This is a genomic window from Nocardioides pocheonensis (assembly GCF_003725535.1).
Lineage (GTDB): Bacteria > Actinomycetota > Actinomycetes > Propionibacteriales > Nocardioidaceae > Marmoricola > Marmoricola pocheonensis.
The window spans coordinates 688,242-712,241 of record NZ_RJSF01000040.1 but is presented as its reverse complement, the minus strand read 5'-3'; the positions used below and the strand labels follow the sequence as shown (position 1 = coordinate 712,241).

Annotated in this window: 26 protein-coding genes; 15 read left to right on the top strand and 11 right to left on the bottom strand. The window is 72.3% G+C overall.

Going from position 1 to position 24,000, the window contains the following annotated elements; translation table 11 throughout:
- Positions 1–36: 36 nt before the first annotated feature.
- Entirely contained in the window at positions 37–273 is a 237-nt protein-coding gene (locus EFL26_RS14245) for a hypothetical protein (RefSeq protein ID WP_123223496.1), read from the top strand.
- Between the two features lie 92 nt (positions 274–365).
- On the opposite strand, the gene erpA is transcribed toward EFL26_RS14245, so the two are convergent.
- On the bottom strand, positions 366–728 hold the full coding sequence (gene erpA / locus EFL26_RS14240) for an iron-sulfur cluster insertion protein ErpA (protein ID WP_123223495.1): 363 nt from the start codon (positions 726–728) through the stop codon (positions 366–368).
- A 94-nt stretch (positions 729–822) separates the two neighbouring features.
- Positions 823–1,917 carry a glycerate kinase family protein gene (locus tag EFL26_RS14235; RefSeq protein WP_123223494.1) on the bottom strand — a complete coding sequence of 365 codons (1,095 nt, stop codon included), beginning with the start codon at positions 1,915–1,917 and terminating at the stop codon, positions 823–825.
- Positions 1,918–1,991: 74 nt separating this feature from the next.
- Here EFL26_RS14235 and EFL26_RS14230 point away from each other — a divergent pair, with 74 nt between their 5' ends.
- The 4 genes from EFL26_RS14230 to EFL26_RS14215 all read left to right on the top strand — a co-directional run bounded on the left by EFL26_RS14230 (position 1,992) and on the right by EFL26_RS14215 (position 5,706).
- A complete protein-coding gene (locus EFL26_RS14230; RefSeq protein ID WP_246000193.1) occupies positions 1,992–2,855 on the top strand; it encodes a GNAT family N-acetyltransferase in 864 nt (287 codons plus the stop codon).
- 94 nt (positions 2,856–2,949) lie between these two features.
- Positions 2,950–4,125, top strand: a complete 1,176-nt coding sequence (nadA, locus tag EFL26_RS14225; RefSeq protein ID WP_123223493.1) for a quinolinate synthase NadA — start codon at positions 2,950–2,952, stop codon at positions 4,123–4,125.
- 90 nt (positions 4,126–4,215) lie between these two features.
- A complete protein-coding gene (locus tag EFL26_RS14220; protein ID WP_123223492.1) occupies positions 4,216–4,704 on the top strand; it encodes a hypothetical protein in 489 nt (162 codons plus the stop codon).
- A gap of 75 nt (positions 4,705–4,779) precedes the next feature.
- Positions 4,780–5,706: a glutathione S-transferase family protein gene (locus EFL26_RS14215; protein ID WP_123223491.1), complete on the top strand. Its 927-nt coding sequence runs from the start codon at positions 4,780–4,782 to the stop codon at positions 5,704–5,706.
- Positions 5,707–5,718: 12 nt separating this feature from the next.
- Here the strand turns inward: EFL26_RS14215 and pspAB are convergent, their stop codons facing one another.
- Genes pspAB through EFL26_RS14195 form a run of 4 tightly spaced genes read right to left on the bottom strand, consistent with a single transcriptional unit; the run spans position 5,719 to position 8,358 of the window.
- On the bottom strand, positions 5,719–6,288 hold the full coding sequence (gene pspAB / locus EFL26_RS14210) for a PspA-associated protein PspAB (protein WP_123223490.1): 570 nt from the start codon (positions 6,286–6,288) through the stop codon (positions 5,719–5,721).
- Positions 6,289–6,291: 3 nt separating this feature from the next.
- The gene (htpX, locus tag EFL26_RS14205) at positions 6,292–7,257 is read right to left on the bottom strand and encodes a zinc metalloprotease HtpX (RefSeq protein WP_123223489.1); all 966 of its coding nucleotides are present in this window, start codon (positions 7,255–7,257) and stop codon (positions 6,292–6,294) included.
- Between the two features lie 13 nt (positions 7,258–7,270).
- Positions 7,271–7,549 (bottom strand): PspA-associated protein PspAA, encoded by a 279-nt coding sequence (gene pspAA / locus EFL26_RS14200; RefSeq protein ID WP_123223488.1) that lies wholly within the window; start codon positions 7,547–7,549, stop codon positions 7,271–7,273.
- Positions 7,546–8,358 (bottom strand): PspA/IM30 family protein, encoded by an 813-nt coding sequence (locus EFL26_RS14195; protein WP_123223487.1) that lies wholly within the window; start codon positions 8,356–8,358, stop codon positions 7,546–7,548. The genes pspAA and EFL26_RS14195 overlap by 4 nt, the downstream gene beginning before the upstream one ends.
- A gap of 152 nt (positions 8,359–8,510) precedes the next feature.
- Between EFL26_RS14195 and EFL26_RS14190 the strand changes: the two genes are divergently transcribed.
- A complete protein-coding gene (locus EFL26_RS14190; RefSeq protein WP_123223486.1) occupies positions 8,511–9,086 on the top strand; it encodes a DUF3043 domain-containing protein in 576 nt (191 codons plus the stop codon).
- 15 nt (positions 9,087–9,101) lie between these two features.
- Here the strand turns inward: EFL26_RS14190 and EFL26_RS14185 are convergent, their stop codons facing one another.
- A complete protein-coding gene (locus EFL26_RS14185) occupies positions 9,102–9,353 on the bottom strand; it encodes a hypothetical protein (RefSeq protein WP_246000192.1) in 252 nt (83 codons plus the stop codon).
- Positions 9,353–10,456 carry a glycine cleavage system aminomethyltransferase GcvT gene (gcvT, locus tag EFL26_RS14180; protein WP_123223485.1) on the bottom strand — a complete coding sequence of 368 codons (1,104 nt, stop codon included), beginning with the start codon at positions 10,454–10,456 and terminating at the stop codon, positions 9,353–9,355. The genes EFL26_RS14185 and gcvT overlap by 1 nt, the downstream gene beginning before the upstream one ends.
- Positions 10,457–10,546: 90 nt before the next feature.
- On the opposite strand from gcvT, the gene EFL26_RS14175 reads away from it, so the two are divergent.
- The gene (locus EFL26_RS14175; RefSeq protein ID WP_246000191.1) at positions 10,547–12,043 is read left to right on the top strand and encodes a leucyl aminopeptidase; all 1,497 of its coding nucleotides are present in this window, start codon (positions 10,547–10,549) and stop codon (positions 12,041–12,043) included.
- Between the two features lie 23 nt (positions 12,044–12,066).
- Here EFL26_RS14175 and EFL26_RS14170 read toward each other — a convergent pair whose 3' ends face one another.
- On the bottom strand, positions 12,067–12,465 hold the full coding sequence (locus EFL26_RS14170) for a hypothetical protein (protein WP_246000190.1): 399 nt from the start codon (positions 12,463–12,465) through the stop codon (positions 12,067–12,069).
- A 136-nt stretch (positions 12,466–12,601) separates the two neighbouring features.
- Between EFL26_RS14170 and lpdA (EFL26_RS14165) the strand changes: the two genes are divergently transcribed.
- Genes lpdA (EFL26_RS14165) through EFL26_RS14155 form a run of 3 tightly spaced genes read left to right on the top strand, consistent with a single transcriptional unit; the run spans position 12,602 to position 16,688 of the window.
- Positions 12,602–13,984: a dihydrolipoyl dehydrogenase gene (lpdA, locus tag EFL26_RS14165; protein ID WP_246000189.1), complete on the top strand. Its 1,383-nt coding sequence runs from the start codon at positions 12,602–12,604 to the stop codon at positions 13,982–13,984.
- Positions 13,985–13,999: 15 nt separating this feature from the next.
- Positions 14,000–15,916 carry a 2-oxoglutarate dehydrogenase, E2 component, dihydrolipoamide succinyltransferase gene (gene sucB, locus EFL26_RS14160; RefSeq protein WP_123223483.1) on the top strand — a complete coding sequence of 639 codons (1,917 nt, stop codon included), beginning with the start codon at positions 14,000–14,002 and terminating at the stop codon, positions 15,914–15,916.
- A gap of 1 nt (position 15,917) precedes the next feature.
- Positions 15,918–16,688, top strand: a complete 771-nt coding sequence (locus EFL26_RS14155) for an alpha/beta fold hydrolase (protein WP_123223482.1) — start codon at positions 15,918–15,920, stop codon at positions 16,686–16,688.
- 367 nt (positions 16,689–17,055) lie between these two features.
- Here EFL26_RS14155 and lpdA (EFL26_RS14150) read toward each other — a convergent pair whose 3' ends face one another.
- Positions 17,056–18,453 (bottom strand): dihydrolipoyl dehydrogenase, encoded by a 1,398-nt coding sequence (lpdA, locus tag EFL26_RS14150; protein ID WP_123223481.1) that lies wholly within the window; start codon positions 18,451–18,453, stop codon positions 17,056–17,058.
- Between the two features lie 170 nt (positions 18,454–18,623).
- Here lpdA (EFL26_RS14150) and EFL26_RS14145 point away from each other — a divergent pair, with 170 nt between their 5' ends.
- Positions 18,624–19,517 carry a TIGR01777 family oxidoreductase gene (locus EFL26_RS14145; RefSeq protein ID WP_123223480.1) on the top strand — a complete coding sequence of 298 codons (894 nt, stop codon included), beginning with the start codon at positions 18,624–18,626 and terminating at the stop codon, positions 19,515–19,517.
- Here the strand turns inward: EFL26_RS14145 and EFL26_RS14140 are convergent.
- On the bottom strand, positions 19,497–20,045 hold the full coding sequence (locus EFL26_RS14140; RefSeq protein ID WP_123223479.1) for a hypothetical protein: 549 nt from the start codon (positions 20,043–20,045) through the stop codon (positions 19,497–19,499). The genes EFL26_RS14145 and EFL26_RS14140 overlap by 21 nt on opposite strands.
- Positions 20,046–20,113: 68 nt before the next feature.
- Here EFL26_RS14140 and lipB point away from each other — a divergent pair, with 68 nt between their 5' ends.
- The 4 genes from lipB (at position 20,114) to lipA (ending at position 23,951) form a co-directional block, all read left to right on the top strand.
- Positions 20,114–20,845, top strand: a complete 732-nt coding sequence (lipB, locus tag EFL26_RS14135) for a lipoyl(octanoyl) transferase LipB (RefSeq protein WP_123223478.1) — start codon at positions 20,114–20,116, stop codon at positions 20,843–20,845.
- A gap of 53 nt (positions 20,846–20,898) precedes the next feature.
- Positions 20,899–21,960, top strand: coding sequence for an ABC transporter ATP-binding protein (locus EFL26_RS14130; protein WP_221176955.1), 1,062 nt, complete (start codon positions 20,899–20,901; stop codon positions 21,958–21,960).
- The gene (locus EFL26_RS14125) at positions 21,957–22,937 is read left to right on the top strand and encodes a hypothetical protein (RefSeq protein ID WP_123223477.1); all 981 of its coding nucleotides are present in this window, start codon (positions 21,957–21,959) and stop codon (positions 22,935–22,937) included. Before EFL26_RS14130 ends, EFL26_RS14125 begins: the two co-directional genes overlap by 4 nt.
- A gap of 69 nt (positions 22,938–23,006) precedes the next feature.
- Complete coding sequence (lipA, locus tag EFL26_RS14120; protein WP_123223824.1) at positions 23,007–23,951, top strand: lipoyl synthase; 945 nt, start codon at positions 23,007–23,009, stop codon at positions 23,949–23,951.
- Positions 23,952–24,000 lie beyond the last annotated feature (49 nt).

The following is a 24,000-nucleotide window of genomic DNA, read 5'->3' as shown; positions in this document are numbered from 1 at the left end:
GTAGGAGTACCCGGCAGTAGGCAATATCGTCGAGCCATGACCTACGAGCGGCTCGCGTACGAGGACCCTGACACCGCGGTGAAGATGCACCTCGACTGCACCGCCTGCGCCTCCGAGATGAGCCTGCCTCGGCCGCTCATCTCCCCCGAGGCCCTCGACTCCGTCCCCTCGATCGAGTACGACGACTTCCCGCGGGAGATCCGGAAGCCCGAGATCACCGTGACCGACGCCACCGCTCACCTCGCGGCACGCCTCCACCTCCACCTCGACTGACCTCGTCGGCCGAGGCCCACGACGCACGGAAGGGCGGTTCCCCGGTGTTCCGGGGAACCGCCCTTCTGCGTTGTCCGTCGGTGCCCGACCGCTCAGTGGAAGCTGTCGCCGCAGGCGCAGGAGCCGGTGGCGTTCGGGTTGTCGATCGTGAAGCCCTGCTTCTCGATGCTGTCGACGAAGTCGATGGTCGCGCCGTTGAGGTAGGGAACGCTCATCCGGTCGACGACCACGGAGACGCCGTCGAAGTCGGCGACGACGTCGCCGTCGAGGTTCCGCTCGTCGAAGAACAGCTGGTAGCGCAGGCCGGAGCAGCCACCGGGCTGCACGGCGATGCGGAGCTGGAGGTCGTCGCGGCCCTCCTGCTCGAGGAGGCTCTTGACCTTGGCGGCCGCCGCGTCGCTGACGTTGATGCTGTCGGTGCGGTGGGTCGTGGTCGTCTCGACCTGCTCGGTCATCTGGAACTCCCGGGTTCTCTCTCGGTGGCCCTCGCGGGCCTCGTCACAGGCTCAATGGTCGCACATCGCCGGTTATTCCCCGGCATTGTCCGTGTCATCTGCCCCACGTCCGGGCCACGCGCTCGGCCAGCTCGGAGAGCGCGGCCGCGGGCTCGGCGAAGGCCCGCTCCTCCCCCACCCGGTCGACGACGGAGTACGCCGCCTCGATCCCGAGCGCCCGCATCTCCCGGGCGCCGACCAGGACCTGCCCGGCCAGTGCGATGCACGGCACCAGGAGTCCCGCGGCGATCTGCGCGACGCCGTACGGGACCTTGCCGGAGCGCGAGGAGAAGTCGAAGGCACCCTCGCCGGTGATCACGAGGTCGGCGCCGCGGAGGGTCTCGGGGAGGTGCACCGCCTCGGCGACCACCTCGACACCGGGCCGCCGGGTGGCGCCGAGGAGCAGCAGCGCGTACCCGATGCCCCCACCGGCGCCCGCGCCCTTGGCGGTCGCGGCCTTGCGGTCGACCAGCTCGGCGAAGTGCTGCAGCCGGCCGTCGGCGACGAGCAGCTGCTCCTCGCTGAGCCCCTTCTGGGGCCCGAAGGTCTTGGTCGCGCCGGTGAGGCCGAGCAGCGGGTTGTCGACGTCGGACGCGAGCACGAGCTCGACGGGTGACGTCAGCCGGCAGGCCGGCTCGAGGTCGACCGAGCGGAGGTCCGCGAGGGCGTCGGGCCCCCGGTCGAGCGCGCCGCCGTCGGCGGTGGCCCCGAGGGCGGCGAGCAGGCCGCCGCCCCCGTCGTTGGTCCCGGTGCCGCCGGCTCCGACGACGACGCGGGTCGCGCCGTCCTCGATCGCGGCCCGGATCATCTCGCCGAGGCCTCGGCTGGTCCCGACCATCGGGCGACGCTGCTCGGGCGGGGTGAGGTGCAGACCGATCGCCTGGGCGCTCTCGACGTACGCCGTGTCGCCGACCCGGAGGATCGCGGCCGGGACCGGAACGCCGTACGGGTCGGAGACGGTGACCGCCACGAGCGTCCCGCCCAGGGCAGCGTGGAGCACGTCGACGAAGCCCGGCCCCCCGTCGGACATCGCGACCCGGGTGATCTCCGCGTCCGGCACCCGACGCAGCCAGCCGGTGGCGATCGCCTCCGCCGCCTCGACCGCGCTCAACGTGCCGGCGAACTTGTCCGGGGCGACCACCACGCGCATGCACGGATGCTCCCACGCGGGAAGCACCGGAAATCCCCGGGGATCCGGCGCCTTCCCTGTGGGACCATCCGCCCGTGGACGCGCTGATCCGGCCGATGACGGGCGACGACGTGCCCGAGGCCGAGCGGCTCTCCGACGAGGCGTTCACGCCCCTGGCCGAGCCGGGCATGTCGACGAACCGGTCGCCGGAGGCCCAGGCGATGTGGCGGGTCAGGGCCGATCACCTCCTCGCGACGGACCCGGCGGGCTGCTGGGTCGCGGAGCGGGACGGCACCATGCTCGGCTTCGCGACGTCGTTCCGGCGGGACCTGACCTGGTTCCTGGCGACGTACGCCGTCCGCCCGGACCTGCAGGGCGCGGGCCTGGGCCGGGCGCTGCTGGAGGCCGCCCTCACCCACGCCCGCGGGTGCCTGCGCGGGATGCTCTCCGCCAGCCGTGACCCGAGGGCGTTCCGGCGCTACCGCCACGCCGGCTTCACCCTGCACCCGCAGATGGTGCTGCACGGCCGCGTCGACCGCTCGACGCTGCCGGTGGTCGACGAGCACCTGAGGGAAGGGACCGAGACCGACTTCGACCTGCTCGACTCGCTCGACCGCCAGCGCCGCGACGCCGCGCACGGCGCGGACCATGCCGTGCTGCTCGCCCAGAACAGGCTGGTGGTCGTCGATCGGGCGAGCGGGTCGGGCTACGCCTACATCGCCGGGGACGGCAAGCCGGCGGTGATCTGCGCGTCGAGCCGGCGCGTGGCCGCGAGCCTGCTCTGGGAGGCCGTCGCCTCCGCGCCCGAGGAGCTGGTCGTTCCGCACGTGACCGCCGCGAACGAATGGGCGATCGACGTCGGCCTGGCGGCCGGGCTGTCGGTGGACACCTCCGGCTACCTCGCCGTACGCGGGATGAAGCCGCCCGCGCCGTACGTCCACCACGGGGCCCTGCTGTGAGCTCGCCGCCGGAATGCACGTCCGGACCCCGGTGTTCTCCCCCTGCCCGGGGGTTTCGCCCAGCCGATCCCGTGGCGATGGGAGGATGACCGCCATGACGACCGTTGACCTGCCGCTGCTGCCCCTGGGGCGTGGTACCGACCTGTCCGCCGAGCGCGGGGTCGAGTGCCCGGGTGACCTGCCGGCGGCCTCGGACCCGGACCTGGTGGCCCGCGCGGCCGCCGCGAAGGCGAAGCTCGGTGAGCGGGTCTTCGTGCTCGGGCACCACTACCAGCGCGACGAGGTCATCCAGTTCGCCGACGTCACCGGCGACTCCTTCAAGCTCGCGCGCGAGGCCGCCGCTCGGCCCGACGCGGAGTTCATCGTCTTCTGCGGCGTGCACTTCATGGCGGAGTCCGCTGACATCCTCACCGCCCCCAGCCAGAAGGTGGTCCTGCCGGACCTCGCAGCCGGCTGCTCCATGGCCGACATGGCCCGGCTGGCCCAGGTCGAGGACGCCTGGGACGCGCTGACCGACGCCGGGATCGCCGACCAGGTGGTGCCGATCACCTACATGAACTCCTCGGCCGACATCAAGGCGTTCTGCGGCCGCCACGACGGCGCCGTGTGCACCTCCTCCAACGCCCAGGTCGCCCTGGAGTGGGCGTTCGCGCAGAAGGGTGAGGACGCCAAGGTCCTGTTCCTCCCCGACCAGCACCTGGGCCGCAACACCGCGGTGCTCGAGCTCGGCCTCGAGCTCGCCGACTGCGTGGTCTGGAACCCGCTCAAGCCCAACGGCGGTCTGACCGCCGAGCAGCTGCGCGACGCGAAGATGATCCTCTGGAAGGGCCACTGCTCGGTGCACGGCCGGTTCTCCGCCGAGGTCGTCGACCAGCTCCGGGCCACGATCCCCGGGGTGAACATCCTGGTCCACCCCGAGTGCGCCCACGAGGTCGTGCTCCGCGCTGACCTGGTCGGGTCGACCGAGTTCATCATCAACACCATCGAGGCCGCCGAACCGGGCACGAGCTGGGCGATCGGCACCGAGCTCAACCTGGTCAAGCGACTGGCCAAGGACCACCCCGACAAGCAGATCATGTTCCTCGACAAGACCGTCTGCTACTGCTCGACGATGAACAGGATCGACCTGCCCCACCTGGTGTGGGCGCTGGAGTCCCTGGTCGACGGCACCGTCGTCAACCAGATCCAGGTCGACGCCGAGACCGAGCACTGGGCCAAGGTCGCCCTCCAGCGGATGCTCGACCTGCCCGGCAAGACGGCCCGCGACTGAGGGGACTGGTCCACACATCGCCGGGGGTCGGTGGTCACGGCCCGGACCGAGGTGCAAGGGTGGTGCCAACCGACCGCGGAGGAACACCCCATGCGCACCCGCAGCCTTGCCGCCCTGTCCACGATCGTGATGACCGCCGCCCTACTCGCCGGCTGCGGCAGCGGCGGTGGCGGCTCCAGCACCGACACGTACTGCAAGGAGCTCAAGCAGGCGAAGTCCGACTTCGCCTCCCTCGGCTCGGGCACGCCCGACTTCAGCAAGTTCGACGCGGTGATCGCCACCTTCCACAAGCTGGCCGGCGACTCCCCGTCCGCGGTCCACTCGGACTGGAAGACCCTGGACACGGGCCTGACCACGCTCCAGAAGGACCTCAAGGACGCCGGCATCTCGATGAAGGACCTCGGGCCGATCAGTCAGGGACAGCTTCCTCCCGGCATGACCCAGAACGACCTCGCCGCCCTCGCCCCGAAGCTGCAGGCGGCCTTCGCCAAGCTGGACGACCCCAAGTTCAAGAGCGCCTCGGACAAGATCGAGAAGCACGCCAAGTCCACCTGCCACGTCAACCTGAGCACCAGCTGACCGACGCACCGGCGCGGCCCTCGTCATGATCGGGGACGCGCCGGGTACCTCCTCCCGACGAGCGGAAGGAGGACCATGACCCCGTCGTACGTCGAGGCCGGCAAGGACTTCCGGCGCGACATGAAGTACCTGTCCGACCGGATCACGCGGACCAGCAGCGAGTGGCCCGTCGAGCCCGGGCGCTACCGGCTGGTCGCCGCGCGCGCCTGTCCGTGGGCGAATCGGGCGATCATCGTGCGTCAGCTGCTCGGACTCGAGGACGCCCTCTCGATGGGCCTGTGCGGACCGGTGCACGACGAGGACTCCTGGACCTTCGACCTCGATCCGGGCGGCGTCGACCCCGTGCTCGGCTACAAGCGGCTCCAGGAGGCCTACCTGGCCCGCGACCCGGACTACGCGCGCGGCATCACGGTCCCGGCGATCGTGGACATCCCGACGGGCGCCGTTGTCACCAACGACTTCCCCTGGATCACCCACGACCTGTTCTTCGAGTGGCGGGAGTTCCACCGGCCCGACGCACCCGACCTCTGGCCGGCCGACCAGCGTGAGGAGATGCAGGAGGTGATGGACCGGGTCTTCACCGAGGTGAACAACGGTGTCTACCGCTGCGGGTTCGCCGGCTCCCAGCGCGCCTACGACAAGGCCTACGACCGCCTCTTCGCCGCGCTCGACTGGCTCGAGGAACGGCTCGCGCACCGGCGCTACCTGATGGGCGACGCGATCACCGAGGCCGACATCCGGCTGTTCACCACGCTGGCCCGCTTCGACGCCGTCTACCACGGGCACTTCAAGTGCAACCGCACCAAGCTGTCCGAGATGCCGGTGCTCGGTGCCTACGCGCGCGACCTGTTCCAGACCCCCGCGTTCGGCGAGAACATCGACTTCGACCAGATCAAGCGGCACTACTACCTGGTCCACGAGGACATCAACCCGTCGGGCGTCGTACCGAAGGGGCCGCTCGAGTCGTGGTGGTCCGAGCCGCACGGGCGCGAGAGCGTGTGAGCCTGCCCCTGGCTACAGGCCGGGGGCGCCCCAGAGCGGCATCCACCGGGCCAGGTCGGGCTCGATCCTGAGGTCGCTGCCGAGCAGGTCGCGCACCTGCCGCTCGAACAGCGAGTCGCGGGTCTGCGGGCCGCTGGGCGCGAACGGGTAGAACGTGCCGCGCTTGTAGAGGTAGACGAGCCCGAGGCGCCGCCCCGAGCCGTCCGCGAAACCGACGACCGAGCAGAGCAGGCCGGAAGCGAACCCCTGGGCCTCCAGCTCGGTGTTCACCGCGTGCAGGTCGGTGACCAGGCCGGAGACGTCGTCCGCGCTCCCCCGGACGACGAACCAGGTGAAGCCGAAGCTGTCCACGCTCCGCTCGACCTGGGGCTTGCCGGTGCCCTCGACCAGCATCTCGGCGACGTCCTGGACCGAGCCGGAGGCCGCGCCCTCCGCGGCCCGGAAGCACACCGATCCGACGCCGGTGGGTCTCACGTCGAGCGCCGTCTGGAGGGTGATCGCCGCGCCCGGCACCGCGAACAGGTGGTCCAGGTCGGGCCGCTTCGGGCGCTGCTGACCGCGCAGGACGTCCCAGAGGCCCACGGGTCAGAGACCCGGGCCGGAGGTGCCCAGCGAGCCGCCGTCCAGCGGTCCGCCGTCGAGCGGCCGGCCGAGCTCGGTCGCGATCCGGGCCAGCTGGTCGAGGCGCTGCTCGAGCGACGGGTGGGTCGAGGTGAGGGTCTGCAGCGAGAGCCCGCGGACGGCCGGTGCGATGAAGAAGGCGTTCATCGGCTGCGCGGCCCTGAGGTCGCGCTGCGGGGTGGCGGCGATCTCGCCGGTGATCTTCTGCAGCGCCGAGGCCAGGGCGGCGGGCTTCTGGGTCAGGTAGGCGCCGGAGCGGTCGGCGCACAGCTCGCGGTAGCGCGACAGCAGCCGGGTGAGCAGGAAGCTGAGCGCGTAGACGACCAGGCTGATCAGGATCACCGCCAGGAACCCGACGGCGCCGCCCGCGTCCTTGCCCCGCCTCGCGAGGCCGAACCCGCCGAACTGCCAGCTACGGGCGAGGAAGCCGGCGATGATGCCCGCCGAGGACGCGATCGTCATCACCAGGACGTCCCGGTGCGCCACGTGCGACAGCTCGTGCGCCAGCACCGCCTCGAGCTCCTCGGGGGTGAGCAGCCCACGGATGCCGGTGGTCACGCAGACCACCGCCCGATCCGGCGACCGACCGGTCGCGAAGGCGTTCGCGAGCTCGACGTCGGAGACCGCGACCCGCGGCTTCGGCATGTCGGCCATCGCGCAGAGCCGGTCGATGATCCCGTGCAGCTCGGGGTCCTCCTCCGGGCTGACCTCGCGGGCCCGCATGCCGCGCAGGGCGACCTTGTCCGAGAAGTACCACTGGCCCCAGGCGACGCCCAGACCGATCAGGCCGATCAGGAGGGCCAGCCCCGCAGACTGCACGAAGTACATGAGCCCGACGACCAGGGCCACGAAGAGCGCCCCGAGCACGAACATGACCGTGGTCATCCGCACCGTCAGGCCGGTGTCCTGGACGAACCGCGTGCGCGCCACCAGAGGCCTCCGGTCAGCCCGGGATCAGTCCGTCGTCGGCCAGCATCTCGCGCACCTCTTCGAGCGTGGCGTCGGCGGGCGGGAGGATCAGGTCGGAGTCCTCGAGCGCGTCGTCGGGCAGCGGCGCTCCGACGTCGCGTACGCCGTCGAGCAGCTCCGCGAGCCGGGCCGCGAACGACTCCTCGTTGCCGGCGTCGATCTCCGCCTCCACGGCGGCGTCCAGCTCGTTGAGCCGGTCGAGCTCGGCGTCGGCCACCTCGAACTGGCCCTCACCGAGGATGCGCACGATCATGACTGGCCCTCCTTCTCGGTCTCCGGGACCTGCTGGGCGGCCGGCTGGTCGTCCGTGGAGCCTGCGCTCTCGACCGCGGGCGTCGCCGGGGCGGCGTCGAGGGCCGGGGCGCCGGTCGCACCCTTGAGGGCGGCCAGCTCGGCCTCGACGTCGGACTGCGAGCTCATCGCCTCGAGCTCGCGGGTGATGTCGTCCCCGGCGCTGAGCGCGGACGCGTCGTCCAGCGCACCCGACGAGATCAGCTCGTCGATCGCGCCGGCGCGGGCCTGCATCTGCTGGGTCTTGTCCTCGGCCCGCTGGATCGCCATCCCGACGTCGCCCATCTCCTCGGAGATGCCGGAGAAGGCTTCGTTGATCCGCGTCTGCGCCTCGGCGGCGGTGTAGGTCGCCTTGATCGTCTCCTTGCGGGTGCGGAACGCCTCGACCTTGGCCTGGAGCCGCTGCGAGGCGAGCGTGAGCTTCTGCTCCTCGCCCTGGAGCTGCGCGTGCTGGACGGTGAGCTCGTTGATCTGCCCCTGCAGGCCGGACTTGCGGGTCAGCGCCTCGCGGGCGAGGTCCTCGCGGCCCATGCCCAGCGCCTTCTGGGCCTGGTCGGTGAGCTTGGCCGACTGCGACTGGAGCTGGTTCATCTGCAGCTCGACCCGCTTGCGGCTGGTGGCGACGTCGGCGACGCCACGGCGCACCTTGGCGAGCATCTCGACCTGGCGCTGGTAGCTGTAGTCCAGCGTCTCGCGGGGGTCCTCGGCACGGTCGAGGGCCTTGTTGGCCTTGGCCCGGAAGATCGTGCTGATGCGCTTCATCATGCTCATGAGGTCTCTCGCCCCTTCTGGCTCAGCGGGTCGACCGCCCGACGGGACGGCCTGTCCTCAACCTACCCAACGCACGGTCGGCCGACGAGTGCGTCACGGGTAGTCTGACCGTCCCGATCCGTCGTACTCCGACCCTGCTTGATGAGGCCCCGTTGTTCCGTCGTACCGAGAAGCCCGCCGCGTCGGCTCCGTCCACCACGGACGGCGCCCCGACCGGCAAGGGACGCCCCACCCCCACGCGCAAGGAGGCCGAGGCGGCCCGACGCGAGCGCGCCCGCGCGGGCATGGACAAGAAGGCCGCGCAGAAGATGCTGCGCGAGAAGCGTGCGGAGACGAACCGCCGGATGCGCGAGGGGATGCGGACCGGCGAGGAGAAGTACCTGCCGGCGCGCGACCAGGGTCCCGTACGGCGGGCCGTGCGCGACTGGGTCGACGCCCGCGTGTCCGTCGCGGAGTTCCTGCTGCCGCTGCTCCTGCTGATCCTGGTGCTGCAGGCCACCGGCTCCAAGCAGCTGGTCCAGCTGAGCTCGCAGCTGTGGGCCGTGACGATCCTGCTGCTGCTCGTCGACACGGTGTGGATCCGGTTCCGGCTGCAGCGCACGCTGCGCGAGCGGTTCCCCGACGAGAGCCTCAAGGGCACCACGTTCTACGCATTGACCCGGATGCTCCAGCTGCGGTTCATGCGGCTGCCGAAGCCGAACGTCAAGGTCGGCGGCCGGCCGCGCTGATCCGCGTGCCGGCGTTCAGCCGGCGGAGAGCGGCATCGGCCCGTAGACCTCGCGGTCGCCCTCGAAGAGGGTGACCGCGGCGACGCCGTTGTCGGCGAGGTCGGGCCAGAACTCCCCCACCCACGACTCCGCGTCGCCACGGGTCGGGAACTCCTGGCGACCCTCGGTGGGCTCGACGACCGCGCCGTCGGCGTCGAGCAGCTGCCACCACCAGGGCACCGACGGCGACATCGACGGGAACCCCGAAGGGTCCGGTGCGTGGGTCATCACGACGCCTCCTCGCGGACACCGGGCTGGACGAACGGTGGCTTGGTCACGACGAAGACCTCCTCGCGGCCGCGGACGTCGACGCTGACCTCGGCGCCCTCCTCGACCTGGGCGTTGATCAGCGCCAGCGCGACGCCCTTCTTCAGGGTCGGCGAGAACGTGCCGGACGTGATCTCCCCGATCGGCAGGTCGCGGGCGAGCCGCACGCTCATGTGGGGGCGCGGGATGCCGCGCCCGGTGGCGACCAGGCCACGGAGGGTCACGACCGGCCCCCGCTCCCGCTCCGCCTCGAGCGCCGCCTTGCCCCAGAACGCGTCCTTCTTCCACCCGATCGCCCAGCCGAGGCGGGCCTGCACGGGCGTGATCTCGAGGCTGATGTCCTGGCCGTGCAGCGGGTAGCCCATCTCCGTGCGGAGGGTGTCCCGGGCGCCGAGGCCGCACGGCAGCACGTCGTACGCCGCCCCGGCCTCCAGCAGACGGTCCCAGAGCTCGCCGGCGACGTCGTTCGGCGCGATCAGCTCGTAGCCCCGCTCGCCGGTGTAGCCGGTGCGGCAGACCACGACGTCCTCCCCGCCGAAGGGCGCCTCGGCGAACGACATGTAGTCGTGCCCCGTCGGCAGCCCGAGCGCGTCGAGCACCTCGTCCGACCGGGTGCCCTGCACGGCCAGCACGACGTGGCTCTCGTGGTGGTCGGTGATCTCGATGCCGTCGGGCGCCGCGGCCTGGAGCCGGCGGAGCACCTCGTCGGTGTTCGCGGCGTTCGGCACGAGCAGCAGGTGGTCGTCGTCCTTGAGGTAGACGATCAGGTCGTCGACCACGCCTCCGGTGGCGTCGTCGCAGCAGAGGGTGTACTGCGCCTGGCCCTTGCCGATCCGGCCGAGGTCGTTGGTCAGGCAGGAGTTGACGAACTCCAGCGCCCCGTCGCCGCGCACGACCAGCTTGCCGAGGTGGCTCACGTCGAAGATGCCGACGCTGGTGCGCACGGCGGTGTGCTCCTTGACCACTCCGGAGTACTCCAGCGGCATCTCCCACCCGCCGAACTCCGAGAACTTCGCGCCGAGAGCGACGTGCCGGTCGTGGAGCGCAGAGTGCTTGAGGGCCATGGCCCGAAAGTTACCGCAGCACGCGCCTCCCCTCCGGCGGCCCCTCCTGTGGGCGCAGCGCTCCGGCGACCGTCTCCTAGGATCGTCGCCGTGACGACGTACACGCTGCGCAAGGGCACGCCCGAGAAGACCCGCACCGATCTCGTCGTCATCGGCGTCGCCACCAGCGCGTCGGGCGCGCTCGTGGCCGCTCCCGGTGCCGAGGCCGTGGCGTCTGCCTACGGCCGCAAGTTCGAGCCGCTGCTGGCCTCGATGGGCTTCCGGGGCGGGCTCGGCGAGGTGCTCACCGTGCCGACCGGGGGCACGCTCAACGCCGCGCACCTGCTGGCGGTGGGCCTCGGGCCCAAGGCGCAGCTCAGCACCGAGAAGGTACGCCGGGCCGCCGGCGTCGCGGCCCGCAACCTGGGCAACAGCGCGTCGGTCGCGCTCGCCCTCCCCGCGATCGACGCGGAGCACGTCCGCGCGGTCGCCGACGGCTTCCGGTCCGGGCTCTACCGCTTCGACCGGTACAAGTCCGGCAGGTCCCGCGGCTCCGGACGCGTCGCCGAGGTCGTCCTGCTCAGCGACGTCGCGCGCCAGGCCGATGCCGGCGCCGCCCTCGAGGCGTCCCGGATCGTCGGCGAGCAGGTCGCCCGTGCGCGGGACTGGGTGAACACCCCCGCCAACGACCTGCTCCCGACGGAGTTCGCGGCGCAGCTCGAGGCAGCGACCTCCGGCACGCGGGTCGCGTTCGAGGTGCTCGACGCCGACGCCCTCGAGCGCCTGGGGTGCGGCGGCATCCTCGGCGTCGGCCGGGGCTCGGCGAGCCCGCCCTGCCTGGTCAAGCTGACCTGGCGGCCCGAGGAGCCGACGGGCTCGGTCGCCCTGGTCGGCAAGGGCATCACCTACGACTCCGGCGGCCTGACGATCAAGCCGGGTTCGACCATGCACACCCAGAAGAAGGACATGGCCGGGGCGGCTGCGGCCGCCGCGGCCGTGCTGGCGCTCGAGGCCCTGGACGTCCCGATCGCGGTGACGGCGTACCTGCCGCTGGCGGAGAACATGATCAGCGGCTCCTCGATGCGCCCGGGCGACGTGCTCACCACGCTGTCCGGCAGGACCGTGGAGGTGCTGAACACCGATGCCGAGGGTCGGCTCGTGCTCGCCGACGCGCTGACGATGGCGGTGCGTGACGAGCCGGACGTCGTGGTCAACGTGGCGACCCTGACCGGCCCGTGCGTGGTCGCCCTCGGCGAGCGGATCGCCGGCCTCTTCGGTGACGACGAGACCGTGGCCGAGCTCGAGGCGGCGGCCGCGACGACGGGTGAGCTGTTCTGGCACCTGCCTATCCCCGACGAGCAGCGCACGACGGTGCGCACCGAGAGCCGGATCGCCGACCTGCTCCAGCACGACTGGGTGCGCTGGGGCTCGGCCCTGTACGCCGCCGCCTTCCTCGAGCAGTTCGTCGACGGGCGGCCCTGGGCGCACCTCGACATCGCCGGGCCGGCGTACAACAGCGGCGGGGCCTGGGGCCACGTGCCCAGCGGGGGCACGGGGTTCTCGATCACGACCCTCGTCGAGCTGGTGCAGCGCCGGGCCGCGAGCTAGCCGAGCGGCGGGCTGTCAGCCGGTCAAGCGTCCGGGGACGTCGGACGCGGCGGTGCCGGGGAGCTGAACGGGTTCGGCGCCTTCTCGCCCTGCTTCTGGCGCCGGTTGTACTCGCGCATCCGCTGCGGGATGCCGACGACCGCGGCGTCGTACGACGGGACGCCGAGCCGGTTCGCGAAGTCGTGGGCCCACTTCACCGAGGGCACACGGCGCCGGGTCCACTCGCCGTCGTGCGCGACCAGCAGCAGCGTCACCTCGCTGACGGTGGTGCGGGGCTCGACGAAACCCTCGACGCCACGACGCGTCGACACGAACGCGCGCAGGTGCGCGGCGTCGGCGCCCTCGGCGGCGCGGACGGTCGCTCCGGTCGGACCGCCGCGGCTCAGACCCGTCCGCCGCCGGAAGATGTTTCGCAGACCCATGGGTGCAATTGTGCTGCATGACCCTCGGCCCGGGGTGAACTGACCGGTAGCGAACCGGTGTGTCGACCGTGACCGCAGAAGTGCAAGGATGACCCGAGTCGGCCGAGAAGGCGACGTCCGGACGAGCGGAGGGGCAGTGGCAGACGCCAGCCAGTACGACGTGGTGATCCTCGGGGCAGGGTCGGGTGGCTACGCGTGTGCGCTGCGGGCAGCCCAGCTGGGACTGACCGTCGCGCTCGTCGAGAAGAGCAAGGTCGGCGGCACCTGCCTGCACGTGGGCTGCATCCCGACCAAGGCGCTGCTGCACGCGGCCGAGGTCGCCGACAGCGCCCGCGAGTCCGAGCAGTTCGGGGTGCGGGCCACCTTCGACGGCGTGGACATGGCCGGCGTCAACGCCTACAAGGACGGCGTGGTCAGCCGGCTGTTCAAGGGCCTGACCGGACTGATCAAGGGTCGCGGCATCACCGTCGTGGAGGGCGAGGGCCGCCTGGTCGCGCCCGACGCGGTCGAGGTGGACGGCACCCGGTACGTCGGTCGGCACGTCGTGCTCGCCAGCGGGTCGTACGCCCGGTCCCTGCCCGGCCTCGAGGTGGACGGCGAGCGCGTGCTGACCTCCGAGCACGCGTTGACGCTGGACCGCGTGCCGGCCTCGGTCGTGGTGCTCGGGGGCGGGGTGATCGGCTGCGAGTTCGCCAGCGTGTGGCGCTCGTTCGGCGCCGAGGTGACGATCGTCGAGGCGCTCCCCCGGCTGGTCGCCGGCGAGGACGAGGACTCCTCCAAGCAGCTCGAGCGCGCCTTCCGCAAGCGGAAGATCAAGGCACTGACCGGCACGCCGTTCAAGGCGGTCGAGCGCACCGACGCCGGCGTGCGCGTGCACGTCGAGAACGGCGAGCCGATCGAGGCCGAGATCCTGCTCGTCGCCGTCGGGCGGGGGCCGGCCACGCAGGGCCTCGGCTACGAGGAGCAGGGCATCGCGATGGACCGCGGCTTCGTGCTCGCCGACGAGCGCTGCCGCACCAACGTGCCGAACGTCTTCGCGGTCGGCGACATCGTGCCCGGGCTCCAGCTCGCGCACCGCGGCTTCGCGCAGGGCATCTTCGTGGCCGAGGAGATCGCCGGCCTCGGTCCTGCGGTCATCCGGGACGCGGGCATCCCGCGCGTCACCTACAGCGACCCCGAGATCGCCTCGGTCGGACTGACCGAGGCCCAGGCCCGGGAGCAGGTCGGCGACGACGCGGTCGAGACGCTCGTCTACGACCTCGGCGGCAACGGCAAGAGCCAGATCCTGAAGACCCAGGGCAGCGTCAAGCTGGTCCGCCAGAAGGACGGGCCGGTCCTCGGCGTACACCTCGTCGGCGCGCGCGTCGGCGAGCTGATCGGCGAGGCCCAGCTCATCTACAACTGGGAGGCGTTCCCCGAGGACGTCGCTCCTCTCGTCCACGCACACCCCACCCAGAACGAAGCACTCGGCGAGGCACACCTGGCTCTCGCCGGCAAGCCACTGCACGCACACTCCTGACACCGAAGGAAGCACATGTCGACTCCCGTCACCCTTCCCGCACTCGGCGAATCGGTCACCGAGGGCACCGTCACCCGATGGCTGAAGCAGGTCGGCGACACGGTCGCGGTCGACGAGCCGCTGCTCGAGGTCTCCACCGACAAGGTCGACACGGAGATCCCGTCGCCGGTGGCCGGCGTGCTGCTGGAGATCAACGCCGACGAGGACGCCACCGTCGAGGTCGGGGCCCAGCTGTGCGTGATCGGCGACGAGGGCGAGGGCGGCGGATCGGCGCAGGCCCAGGAGGCGCCCGCCGAGCAGCAGCAGGGCCAGGAGCAGCAGGCGCAGGAGCCCGCCCAGGAGCCTCAGCCCGAGGAGCCCGCGCAGGAGGCACCGGCCCAGGAGCAGCCTGCGGAGCCCGAGCAGCCCGCGGCCCAGGAGCAGCCCGCGGCCCAGTCCGACGGCCAGTCCGGGGGCCAGCAGTCCGGGGGCGGCACGTCGGTCACGCTCCCGGCGCTGGGCGAGTCGGTGACCGAGGGCACCGTGACCCGGTGGCTGAAGTCCGTCGGTGACGACGTCGCCGTCGACGAGCCGCTGCTCGAGGTCTCCACCGACAAGGTCGACACCGAGATCCCGTCGCCGGTGGCCGGCACCCTGCTGGAGATCAAGGTCAACGAGGACGAGACCGTCGAGGTCGGGGCCGAGCTGGCCGTGATCGGCGCGGCCGGATCGGCACCGGCCGCCGCGCCGGCCGAGTCCGCGCCCGCCCAGGAGTCGGCCCAGGAGTCCGCACAGGAGGAGGCTCCGGCCGAGGAGATCCCGGCCGAGGACACCACCGCGCAGACCCAGCAGCCGCAGCAGCCCGAGCAGCCCGCGGTGGCCGAGTCCCCCGCGCCCGCCCAGCAGGAGCAGGCACCGCAGGAGCAGGCCCAGGAGGCGGCTCCGGAGCCTCCGGCACAGGAGGCGCCCGCCCAACAGGCACCGGCTCAGCAGGCACCGGCGCAGGAGGCACCCGCCGCCTCGCAGGACAACGGCGGCTACGTCACCCCGCTGGTCCGGAAGATGGCCACCGAGCACGGCGTCGACCTCGCCTCGGTGCATGGCACCGGCGTGGGCGGGCGGATCCGCAAGCAGGACGTGCTCGCGGCGGCCGAGGCCAAGAAGGCGCCTGCCGCCGAGTCGGCCGCTCCGGCTGCCGCACCGGCGGCGTCGGCACCGGCAGCGGCCGCCACCCCGAGCCCGCTCCGCGGACGCACCGAGCCGCTGAGCCGGCTGCGCAAGGTGATCGCCACCCGGATGGTCGAGTCGCTCCAGACGTCCGCGCAGCTGACCCAGGTCATGGAGGTCGACATGACCCGCGTGGCCCGGCTGCGCGAGGCCGCCAAGGCGGACTTCCAGGCGCGGGAGGGCGTGAAGCTCACCTACCTGCCGTTCTTCGCGAAGGCTGCGATCGACGCGCTCAAGCAGCACCCGAAGCTGAACGCGAACATCGACACCGAGGCGGGCGAGGTCACCTACTTCGACCGCGAGAACGTCGCCTTCGCGGTCGACACCGACCGCGGCCTGCTGACCCCGGTCGTGAAGGACGCCGGCGACCTCTCCATCGCCGGGCTGGCGAAGAAGATCGCCGACCTCGCCGAGCGCACCCGCACGAACAAGATCACGCCCGACGACCTGACCGGCGGGACCTTCACGATCACGAACCTGGGCACGTTCGGCGCGCTGTTCGACACGCCGATCATCAACCAGCCGCAGGTCGCGATCCTCGGACCGGGTGCGGTCGTGAAGCGGCCGGTCGTGATCGACGACCCGGACCTCGGCGAGACCATCGCGGTGCGCTACATGGTCAACCTCGCGCTGACCTACGACCACCGGCTCGTCGACGGCGCCGACGCCGGACGCTTCCTGTCCGACGTGAAGGCGCGCCTCGAGGCCGCGCAGTTCGAGGTCTGAGGTGGGGGCCCTGCTCGATGTGGGCCCCGACCAGCTGTGGGTCGAGGACACCGGCGGTGACGGTGCACCGCTGGTCCTCCTCCACCCGGGCATCAGCGACGCGACGATCTGGGACCGGCTCCTGCCGTCGCTGACCGACCATCGCGTGATCCGCTACGACCGACCGGGCTACGGGCGAGCGCCCCGGCCGAAGGCGCCGCTGCGTCCGGTCGACCACCTGCTCGGCCTGCTCGACGTCCTGGCACTCGATCGCGTGCACCTCATCGGCAACAGCAACGGCGGTGGCACCTCGCTGGCGCTGGCGACGACCCATCCGGACAGGGTCGCGTCACTGACGCTGCTCTGCACCGCCGTACCGGGCTACCCCTGGCCCGAGGACGCCGGCGACCCGGAGATCGAGGCGGAGTACGAGCGCCTCACCGAGGAGCGCGACATCGACGGCCTCACCGACCTCTACCTGCGGGTCTTCGCGGCCAGCGGGACGGACGACTACCTGCGCGCGCAGGTGCGCGCGACCACGAAGCTGGAGCTCTCCGGCGAGGACGTCACCGAGCCGAACCCGGTGGTCTGGGAGGCGGTCGGCGACATCGCCGCGCCGACGTCGATCGTCGTCGGCGACCGGGACGACCCCGACACCGTGCACGCCGACCTGGCGCTGGCGGAGGCGATGCCCGGCTCAGAGCTCGTCAGGCTCGACGTCGACCACCTGCCGCAGTACCGCGACCCGGCCGCGGTCGCCGACGTCGTCCTCAGGACCGTCGCCCGCGCCTGACGCCGAGCGGGCACTGGCGCTGCGCGGAAGCACGCCGAGCGGGCACTCCGGCTGCGCCGAGGTTCGCCGAGCGGGCACTCCGGCTGCGCCGAGGTACGCCGAGCGGGCACTCCGGCTGCGCGGAGGTACGCCGAGCGGGTAGTCACGTCTGTGCCGCAATCGCCGACCGGGCAGTTCTGCCGAGCCGAGGCGCCTTCGGCCCGGAGCGGCACAACGGCCCGCTCGGCTCCATGATCAACCTGCGCCGGGGCTACGCCCGGTCACCGGTCTCGACCCGGCCGTTCGCCTGCGCTCGCGAGCTCGCGCGGGCGAGGCTCGCTCGACCTCTTCGCGTCGGCGCTGCGCTCGTTCCTCGCGCAGCGCCGGCTCAGAGGTTGATCATGTGTCCCGCGATGCCCTCGATGGCCTCCTTGAGTGCCTCGGAGAGCGTCGGGTGGGCGAAGACGTTGCGCGCGACCTCGTCGGCGGTGAGGTCCCACTTCTGGGCGAGGGTGAGCACCGGGAGGAGCTCGGTGACCTCGGGCCCGATCAGGTGGGCGCCGAGGATCTCGTTGTACTTCGCGTCGGCGACGACCTTGACGAAGCCGACCCCCTCGGCCATGCCGCGCGCCTTGCCGTTCGCGGAGAACGGGAAGGACGCGGTCTTCACGTCGTACCCGCGCTCCTTCGCCTGCTCCTCGGAGTAGCCGAAGGAGGCGATCTGCGGCTGGCAGAAAGTCGCCCGGGGGACGAAGTCGAACTCGACCGGCATGGTCTCGGCCCCGGCGATCGTCTCGGCCGCCACGACGCCCATGGCCTCCGCGACGTGGGCGAGCATCAGCTTGCCGGTGACGTCACCGATGGCGAAGACGCCGTCGACGTTGGTGCGTCCGTAGTCGTCGACCTCGATCGCGCCGCGATCGGTGGTCGCGACACCGGTGCTCTCCAGGCCGTAGCCCTCCAGGCGCGGGGCGAACCCGAACGCGGCCAGGAACTTGTCCGCCTCGAGGACCTGCTCGTCCCCTCCGCCGGCGGGGGCGACGGTGACGCGGACGCCCGAGCCGGTGTCCTCGACGCCCTTGACCGCGGTCGAGGTGAGCACGTTGACGCCGAGCTTCTTGTACTGGCGGAGCAGCTCCTTGGAGACCTCGGCGTCCTCGGTCGGCACCATCCGGTCGAGGAACTCGACGATGGTGACGTCGACGCCGAAGTTCTTCATCACGTAGGCGAACTCGACGCCGATCGCGCCCGACCCGCCGATGACGATGGAGCCCGGCAGGGTGTTGTCGAGGATCTGCTCCTCGTAGGTCACGACGTTCTCGGACAGCTGTACGCCGGGCACGAGCCGCACCGTCGCGCCGGTCGCGATGATCACGTGGTCGGCGGTGACGGTGCGCGTCGCGCCGTCGTCACCCTTGACCTCGATCGTCTTGGCGCCGGTGAAGGTGCCCCAGCCGTCGATCTCCTCGATCTTGTTCTTCTTCATCAGGTAGTGCACGCCCTTGGCGCTGGCCTCGGCGACCTGGCGGCTGCGCGCGTGCGTCGCGCCGAACTCCATGGTGGCGTCGCCGGAGATGCCGAACGTCTTCTTCTCGTGCGTGATGATGTGCGCGATCTCCGCGTTGCGCAGCAGCGCCTTGGAGGGGATGCAGCCGACGTTCAGGCACACCCCGCCCCAGTACTTGCGCTCGATGACCGCGGCCTTCAGGCCGAGCTGCGAGGCGCGGATGGCGGCGACGTAGCCACCGGGGCCCGCACCGAGGACGACAACATCGAAATCGCTCACGCCCGAAGGCTACCGAGGGTTTCGGCAGGCTCAACCACCGGTGCTCGGGCCTCGGCCCGAGCGCGGAGGTTTCGGCAGGTGGTTCCTGAGCCTGCCGAAGGGCTCAACCACCTTCGTTCGGGCAGGCTGTGACCCCGGGCGCGCTCCCAGCGCCGTGGCAGGGTGTGGACATGCGCTTCCTCGTCGCCGGTGCCTCCGGCTTCCTCGGCAGCCGGCTCCGGGCCAGCCTGCTCGCGGGCGGGCACGACGTCACGGCTCTCGTACGACGCGCGCCCGGACCCGGACAGGCCCAGTGGGACCCGTACTCCGGCGACCTGGACCCCGCGCTGGTCGAGCAGGCCGACGTCGTGGTCAACCTGGCCGGGTCCCCCACGCTCGGCAACCCGCACTCGCGCCGCTGGGCCGAGGCGCTGCGCTCCAGCCGCGTCACCACCACCCGGGTGCTGGCCGAGGCGATCGCGGCGAGCTCGCGGCGGCCGGCGTTCCTGGCCGGCAACGGCATCTCCTTCTACGGCGACCACGGCGCCGAGCCCGTCACGGAGAGCATCGACACCCGGGGCGACGCGTTCCTCACCGCGGTCACGATCGCCTGGCAGGCGGCCGCACAGCCGGCCGTCGACGCCGGCGCCCGCGTCTGCATCCTGCGCACCGCGCCGGTGATGGACCGCGCGAGCGCGCCGTTGCGCCAGCAGCTGCTGCAGTTCAAGGCCGGCCTCGGCGGCCGGCTCGGCGACGGCCGGCAGTACCTGCCGATGATCTCCCTGCGTGACTGGCTGGGCGCGGTCACGTTCGTGGCCGAGCACGACGACATCGCCGGTCCGGTGAACCTCTGCTGCCCGCAGGCCCCGACGAACGCCGAGTTCACCACCGAGCTGGCCCGCCTCGTCCACCGCCCGGCGGTGCTGCGCGTGCCGGCGGCCGTCCTGCGACCGGCCGCGGGGCGGATGGCACCGGAGCTGCTCGGCTCGGTCCGGGCCGTCCCGCAGGTCCTGATCGACGCCGGCTTCCGGTTCGCCGACCCGACCGTCGCGGGAGTGCTCGCCTCAGCGACCGCTCGAGGCTGACACCCGCGCCACGAGCCAGCCCTGGCCGGGGCCTGATCGCCGCAGCACCAGCAGGTGCGTCGAGGCGACGTCGGCAGGAAGGCGCCGCTCTGCGGTCGGGTCGCCGACGCCCACCGCGACGGCAGCGGCGAGCCGGTCGGTCACCTGCAGCTCGAGCAGGCGGGGCCGGGCGGTGACCACGCGCGCACGCAGCACCTGCATCCGCATGTCCCGCACCACCAGGCCGCGCGCGACGTAGCGGCGCAGCATCGCGACGTCGGCCGCCCCGGCCCGCGACTGCGGCGTGTAGAGGCGGGCCAGCGCGTCGGGGTCGCCGGCGGCCCAGGCGGCGGCCCGGCGTACGTCCCAGTCGTGGAGCACGGCGAGCACGCCGTCGGAGCCGACCGACGCGTGCACCGGCGCCGGGGCCGCGGGCTGCACGGCCCGCGGCACCGAGGTCGGAGCGTGGGCCAGCGTGACCACGCCGACGAGGCCCACGGTGAGCCCGGCGGTCAGCACGAGCAGGGCTCTAGGGATCCGGACGGCCATCGCACCAGCCTGGCCGAGGACGGTCCTCGCGCGCGGCCGCGATCCACAGGGGTACTACCCTCGAACGCGTGAACCGGCTCGCACACCGTCGTCTGGGGCTCGTGGACTACCGCAGCGCCTGGGACCTCCAGCGCGCGATCCACTCCGAGGTCGCCGACGGCGGCGCCGAGACCGTGCTGCTGCTGGAGCACCCGCCGGTGTTCACCTGCGGCAAGCGCACCGACCCGCACGAGCGTCCTGTCGACCCGGGAGGTGCCGAGGTCCTCGACGTCGACCGCGGCGGCAAGATCACCTTCCACGGCCCCGGCCAGCTGGTCGGCTACCCGATCGTGCGGCTGCCCGACCACGTCCGCGTCGTCGACTACGTACGCCGGGTCGAGGAGGCGCTGATCGGCGTGTGCGCCGACCTCGGCATCGCGGCCGCGCGCGTGCCGGGGCGCAGCGGGGTGTGGCTGCAGGCGGAGCCCGGCACCGCGACGACGCCCGCACGGCCCGAGCGGAAGGTCGCGGCGCTCGGCATCCGGGTCAGCCGCGGGGTCACCATGCACGGGTTCGCACTCAACTGCGACGTCGACCTGGGCTGGTACGACCGGTTCGTGCCCTGCGGGATCGCCGACGCCGGTATCACGTCGCTGAGCGCGGAGCTCGGCCGGGACGTCACCGTCGCCGAGGTGGCCCCGCTGGTGGAGGCCCACCTGGACCGGATGCTCGCGTGGACGCCGTACGACGCCACGCCGGACTACGAGCCGCGACCGGAGCCGGGCCGTCTGCGTGTTCCCGTGCTCAATCCGCTGGCCTGAACCCGATCTACGCCATGCTGGACGCCTGACTCGGAAAGGGGCAGCCGGGATCGATGAGTGACCTCGTCGTGCAGACCCACGGCCTGCGCAAGGTCTTCCGCGACCTCGGGCGCAAGGTGGCCGCCGTCGACGGGCTCGACCTCGCGGTCGAGCGCGGGAGCGTGCACGGGTTCCTCGGCCCGAACGGCTCGGGCAAGACCACCACGATCAGGATGCTGCTCGGGCTGGCGACGCCCGACTCCGGCGAGATCCGCCTCTTCGGCGAACCGCTCGCGGGGCGGGTCCCGGAGGCGCTGAGCCGGGTGGGCGCCGTCGTCGAGTACCCCCACTTCACCCCCGACCTCTCCGGCCGCCGCAACCTCCAGCTGCTGGCCCGCTCGGCCGGCCTGCCGAAGTCGCGCGCCGACGAGGTCCTCGAGCAGGTCGGTCTCGCCGGCAGTGCACGCAGCCGCTTCCGGCGGTACTCCTTCGGGATGCGCCAGCGACTCGGCCTGGCCGCAGCGCTGCTCAAGGAGCCCGACCTCCTGATCCTCGACGAGCCGATGAACGGCCTCGATCCCGCCGGCATCACCGACATGCGCGACCTGATCCGCGGTCTCGCCGCGTCCGGGGTCACCGTGCTGCTCAGCTCCCACGTCCTCGCCGAGGTGCAGCAGGTGTGCTCCTCGGTCTCGATCATCGGCGACGGCCGCCTGCTCGCCTCGGGCAAGGTCCAGGACCTCCTCGGGGAGAGCACGGCGCACACGCGCGTCGGCGTACCCGACCCGCAGCAGGCGACCATGGTGCTCACCGCCGCCGGGTACGCCGTGGCGCGCGACGGCGACGACCTGCTGGTCCAGGGCCACGACCACCCCGGCGAGATCACCCGCGCCCTGGCGGCCCACGACCTCTACGTCACCGAGCTCAGCGCCGTCCGGCCCGACCTCGAGACGTTCTTCCTCGTGCTCACCGGCCACCGGCCGCGGCCCGAGTCCGGGCCGCTCGACGGGCCTGCCCAGCACCCGGACGGGACCGCGCCGAAGAGCACCCCGAAGACCCCGGCCGACAGCCCGACCGACAGCCCGACCGGGCGCCCGGTCGACGCGGCCGAGCCCGCAGCGGAGGACCCGGCATGATCGCCCAGCTCCGGGTCGAGCTGGCCCGCTACCGCGGACGGCGGATCATCGCGCTGCTGCTCCTCCTCGCCGCGCTGCTGGCCGCGCTCGTGGCGGCGAAATCGGCCTGGGACACGCGCCCGATCACCGCCCAGGAGGTGGCGACGGCCAAGAAGGACGCCGCGCTGGCGGCGCAGCGCTCGGACATCAAGGCCGACCTCGACAACTGTCTGACCGACCCCAAGGCCTACCTCGGCACCAACGCGACCGCCCAGGACTGCCGCGACAACCTGACCGCCGGTCCCCGGAGCTTCCTGCCCCGCGAGCCGCTCGACCTGCATGGCACCCTCAAGGGCAACGGCCTCGGCGTCGCGCTCGCGGTCGCGGGCCTGCTCGTGATCGCGGCCTCCACGTTCGCGGGCGCGGACTGGTCGTCCGGCTCGCTGGTGACCCAGCTGCTGTTCGAGCCCCGACGCGGCCGGCTGTGGGCGGCGAAGGGCCTGGCCGTCACGCTCGCCAGCGGCCTCGTCGCGCTCGTGACCATCGGCGGCTTCTGGCTCGCGATGTACCTCGTCGCCGTCGATCGCGACGTCCCGCACGGGTCCGGGATCATGTCCGACGTCGGGTGGCACCTGCTGCGCGCGGTGCTGTTCTCGATGGGTGCCGCCCTCGGGGCCTTCGCGCTCACGATGCTGTTCCGGCACTCGGTGGCGACCCTGGCCCTGCTCTTCGTGCTCAGCGTAGGCGGCGAGCTCCTCACCTACCTGCTCCCGGTCGACAACGTCGGCCGCTGGACCCTCGGCAACAACGTCTACGGCTGGCTCGAGACCCGCATGGAGTTCTTCGACCCCACGGCCCACTGCGCCCGCCTCGGGGACTGCGACCGGCTCGCGCACATCGGCCACCTCGAGGGCGGGGTCTACCTGCTCGGGCTCCTCCTGCTCACCGTGGCGGTCTCCGTGCTGGTGTTCCGCCGCCGCGACGTCGCGGCGGGCTGACCCCTCTGCCGGCCCGGCCGGATTCGGGCCGCGTCACCGGTCCCGCGTAGGCTGGCGGGCGTGACAGATCTGCAGCCAGCCCCCGAGGGCCGCAAGCTCCTGCGCCTGGAGGTCCGCAACGCGGAGACCCCGATCGAGCGCAAGCCGGAGTGGATCAAGACCCGGGCCAAGATGGGGCCGCAGTACCGCGAGCTCCAGCAGCTGGTGAAGTCCGAGGGGCTGCACACGGTCTGCCAGGAGGCCGGCTGCCCGAACATCTTCGAGTGCTGGGAGGACCGCGAGGCCACGTTCCTCATCGGCGGCGACCAGTGCACCCGGCGCTGCGACTTCTGCCAGATCGACACCGGCAAGCCCGAGCCGCTCGACCGCGACGAGCCCCGGCGCGTCGCCGAGTCCGTGCAGACGATGGGCCTGCGCTACGCCACCATCACCGGCGTCGCCCGCGACGACCTGCCCGACGGCGGTGCCTGGCTGTACGCCGAGACGGTGCGCGCGATCCACGAGCTCAACCCCGACACCGGCGTGGAGAACCTCATCCCCGACTTCAACGGCGACCCCGACCTCCTCCGCGAGGTCTTCGAGTCCCGCCCCGAGGTGCTGGCCCACAACGTCGAGACGGTCCCGCGGATCTTCAAGAGGATCCGGCCCGCCTTCCGCTACGACCGCTCGCTCGACGTGCTCACCCAGGCCCGGGCGTTCGGCCTGGTCACCAAGTCGAACCTCATCCTCGGCATGGGCGAGACCCGCGACGAGGTCAGCCAGGCGCTGCGCGACCTGCACGACGCCGGCACCGAGCTCGTCACGATCACCCAGTACCTGCGCCCCTCGGTGCGCCACCACCCGGTGGAGCGCTGGGTCAAGCCCGAGGAGTTCGTCGAGCTGGCCGCCGAGGCCGAGGAGATCGGCTTCGCCGGCGTGCTCAGCGGGCCGCTGGTGAGGTCGTCGTACCGTGCCGGGCGGCTGTACCGCCAGGCCGTCGAAGCCCGCACCGGGCAGGCCGTCGTCAACGGCTAGGCTCCTCGGGTCGGGACGCGCCGCCGCGCTCCCCCGGATCAACTCCAGA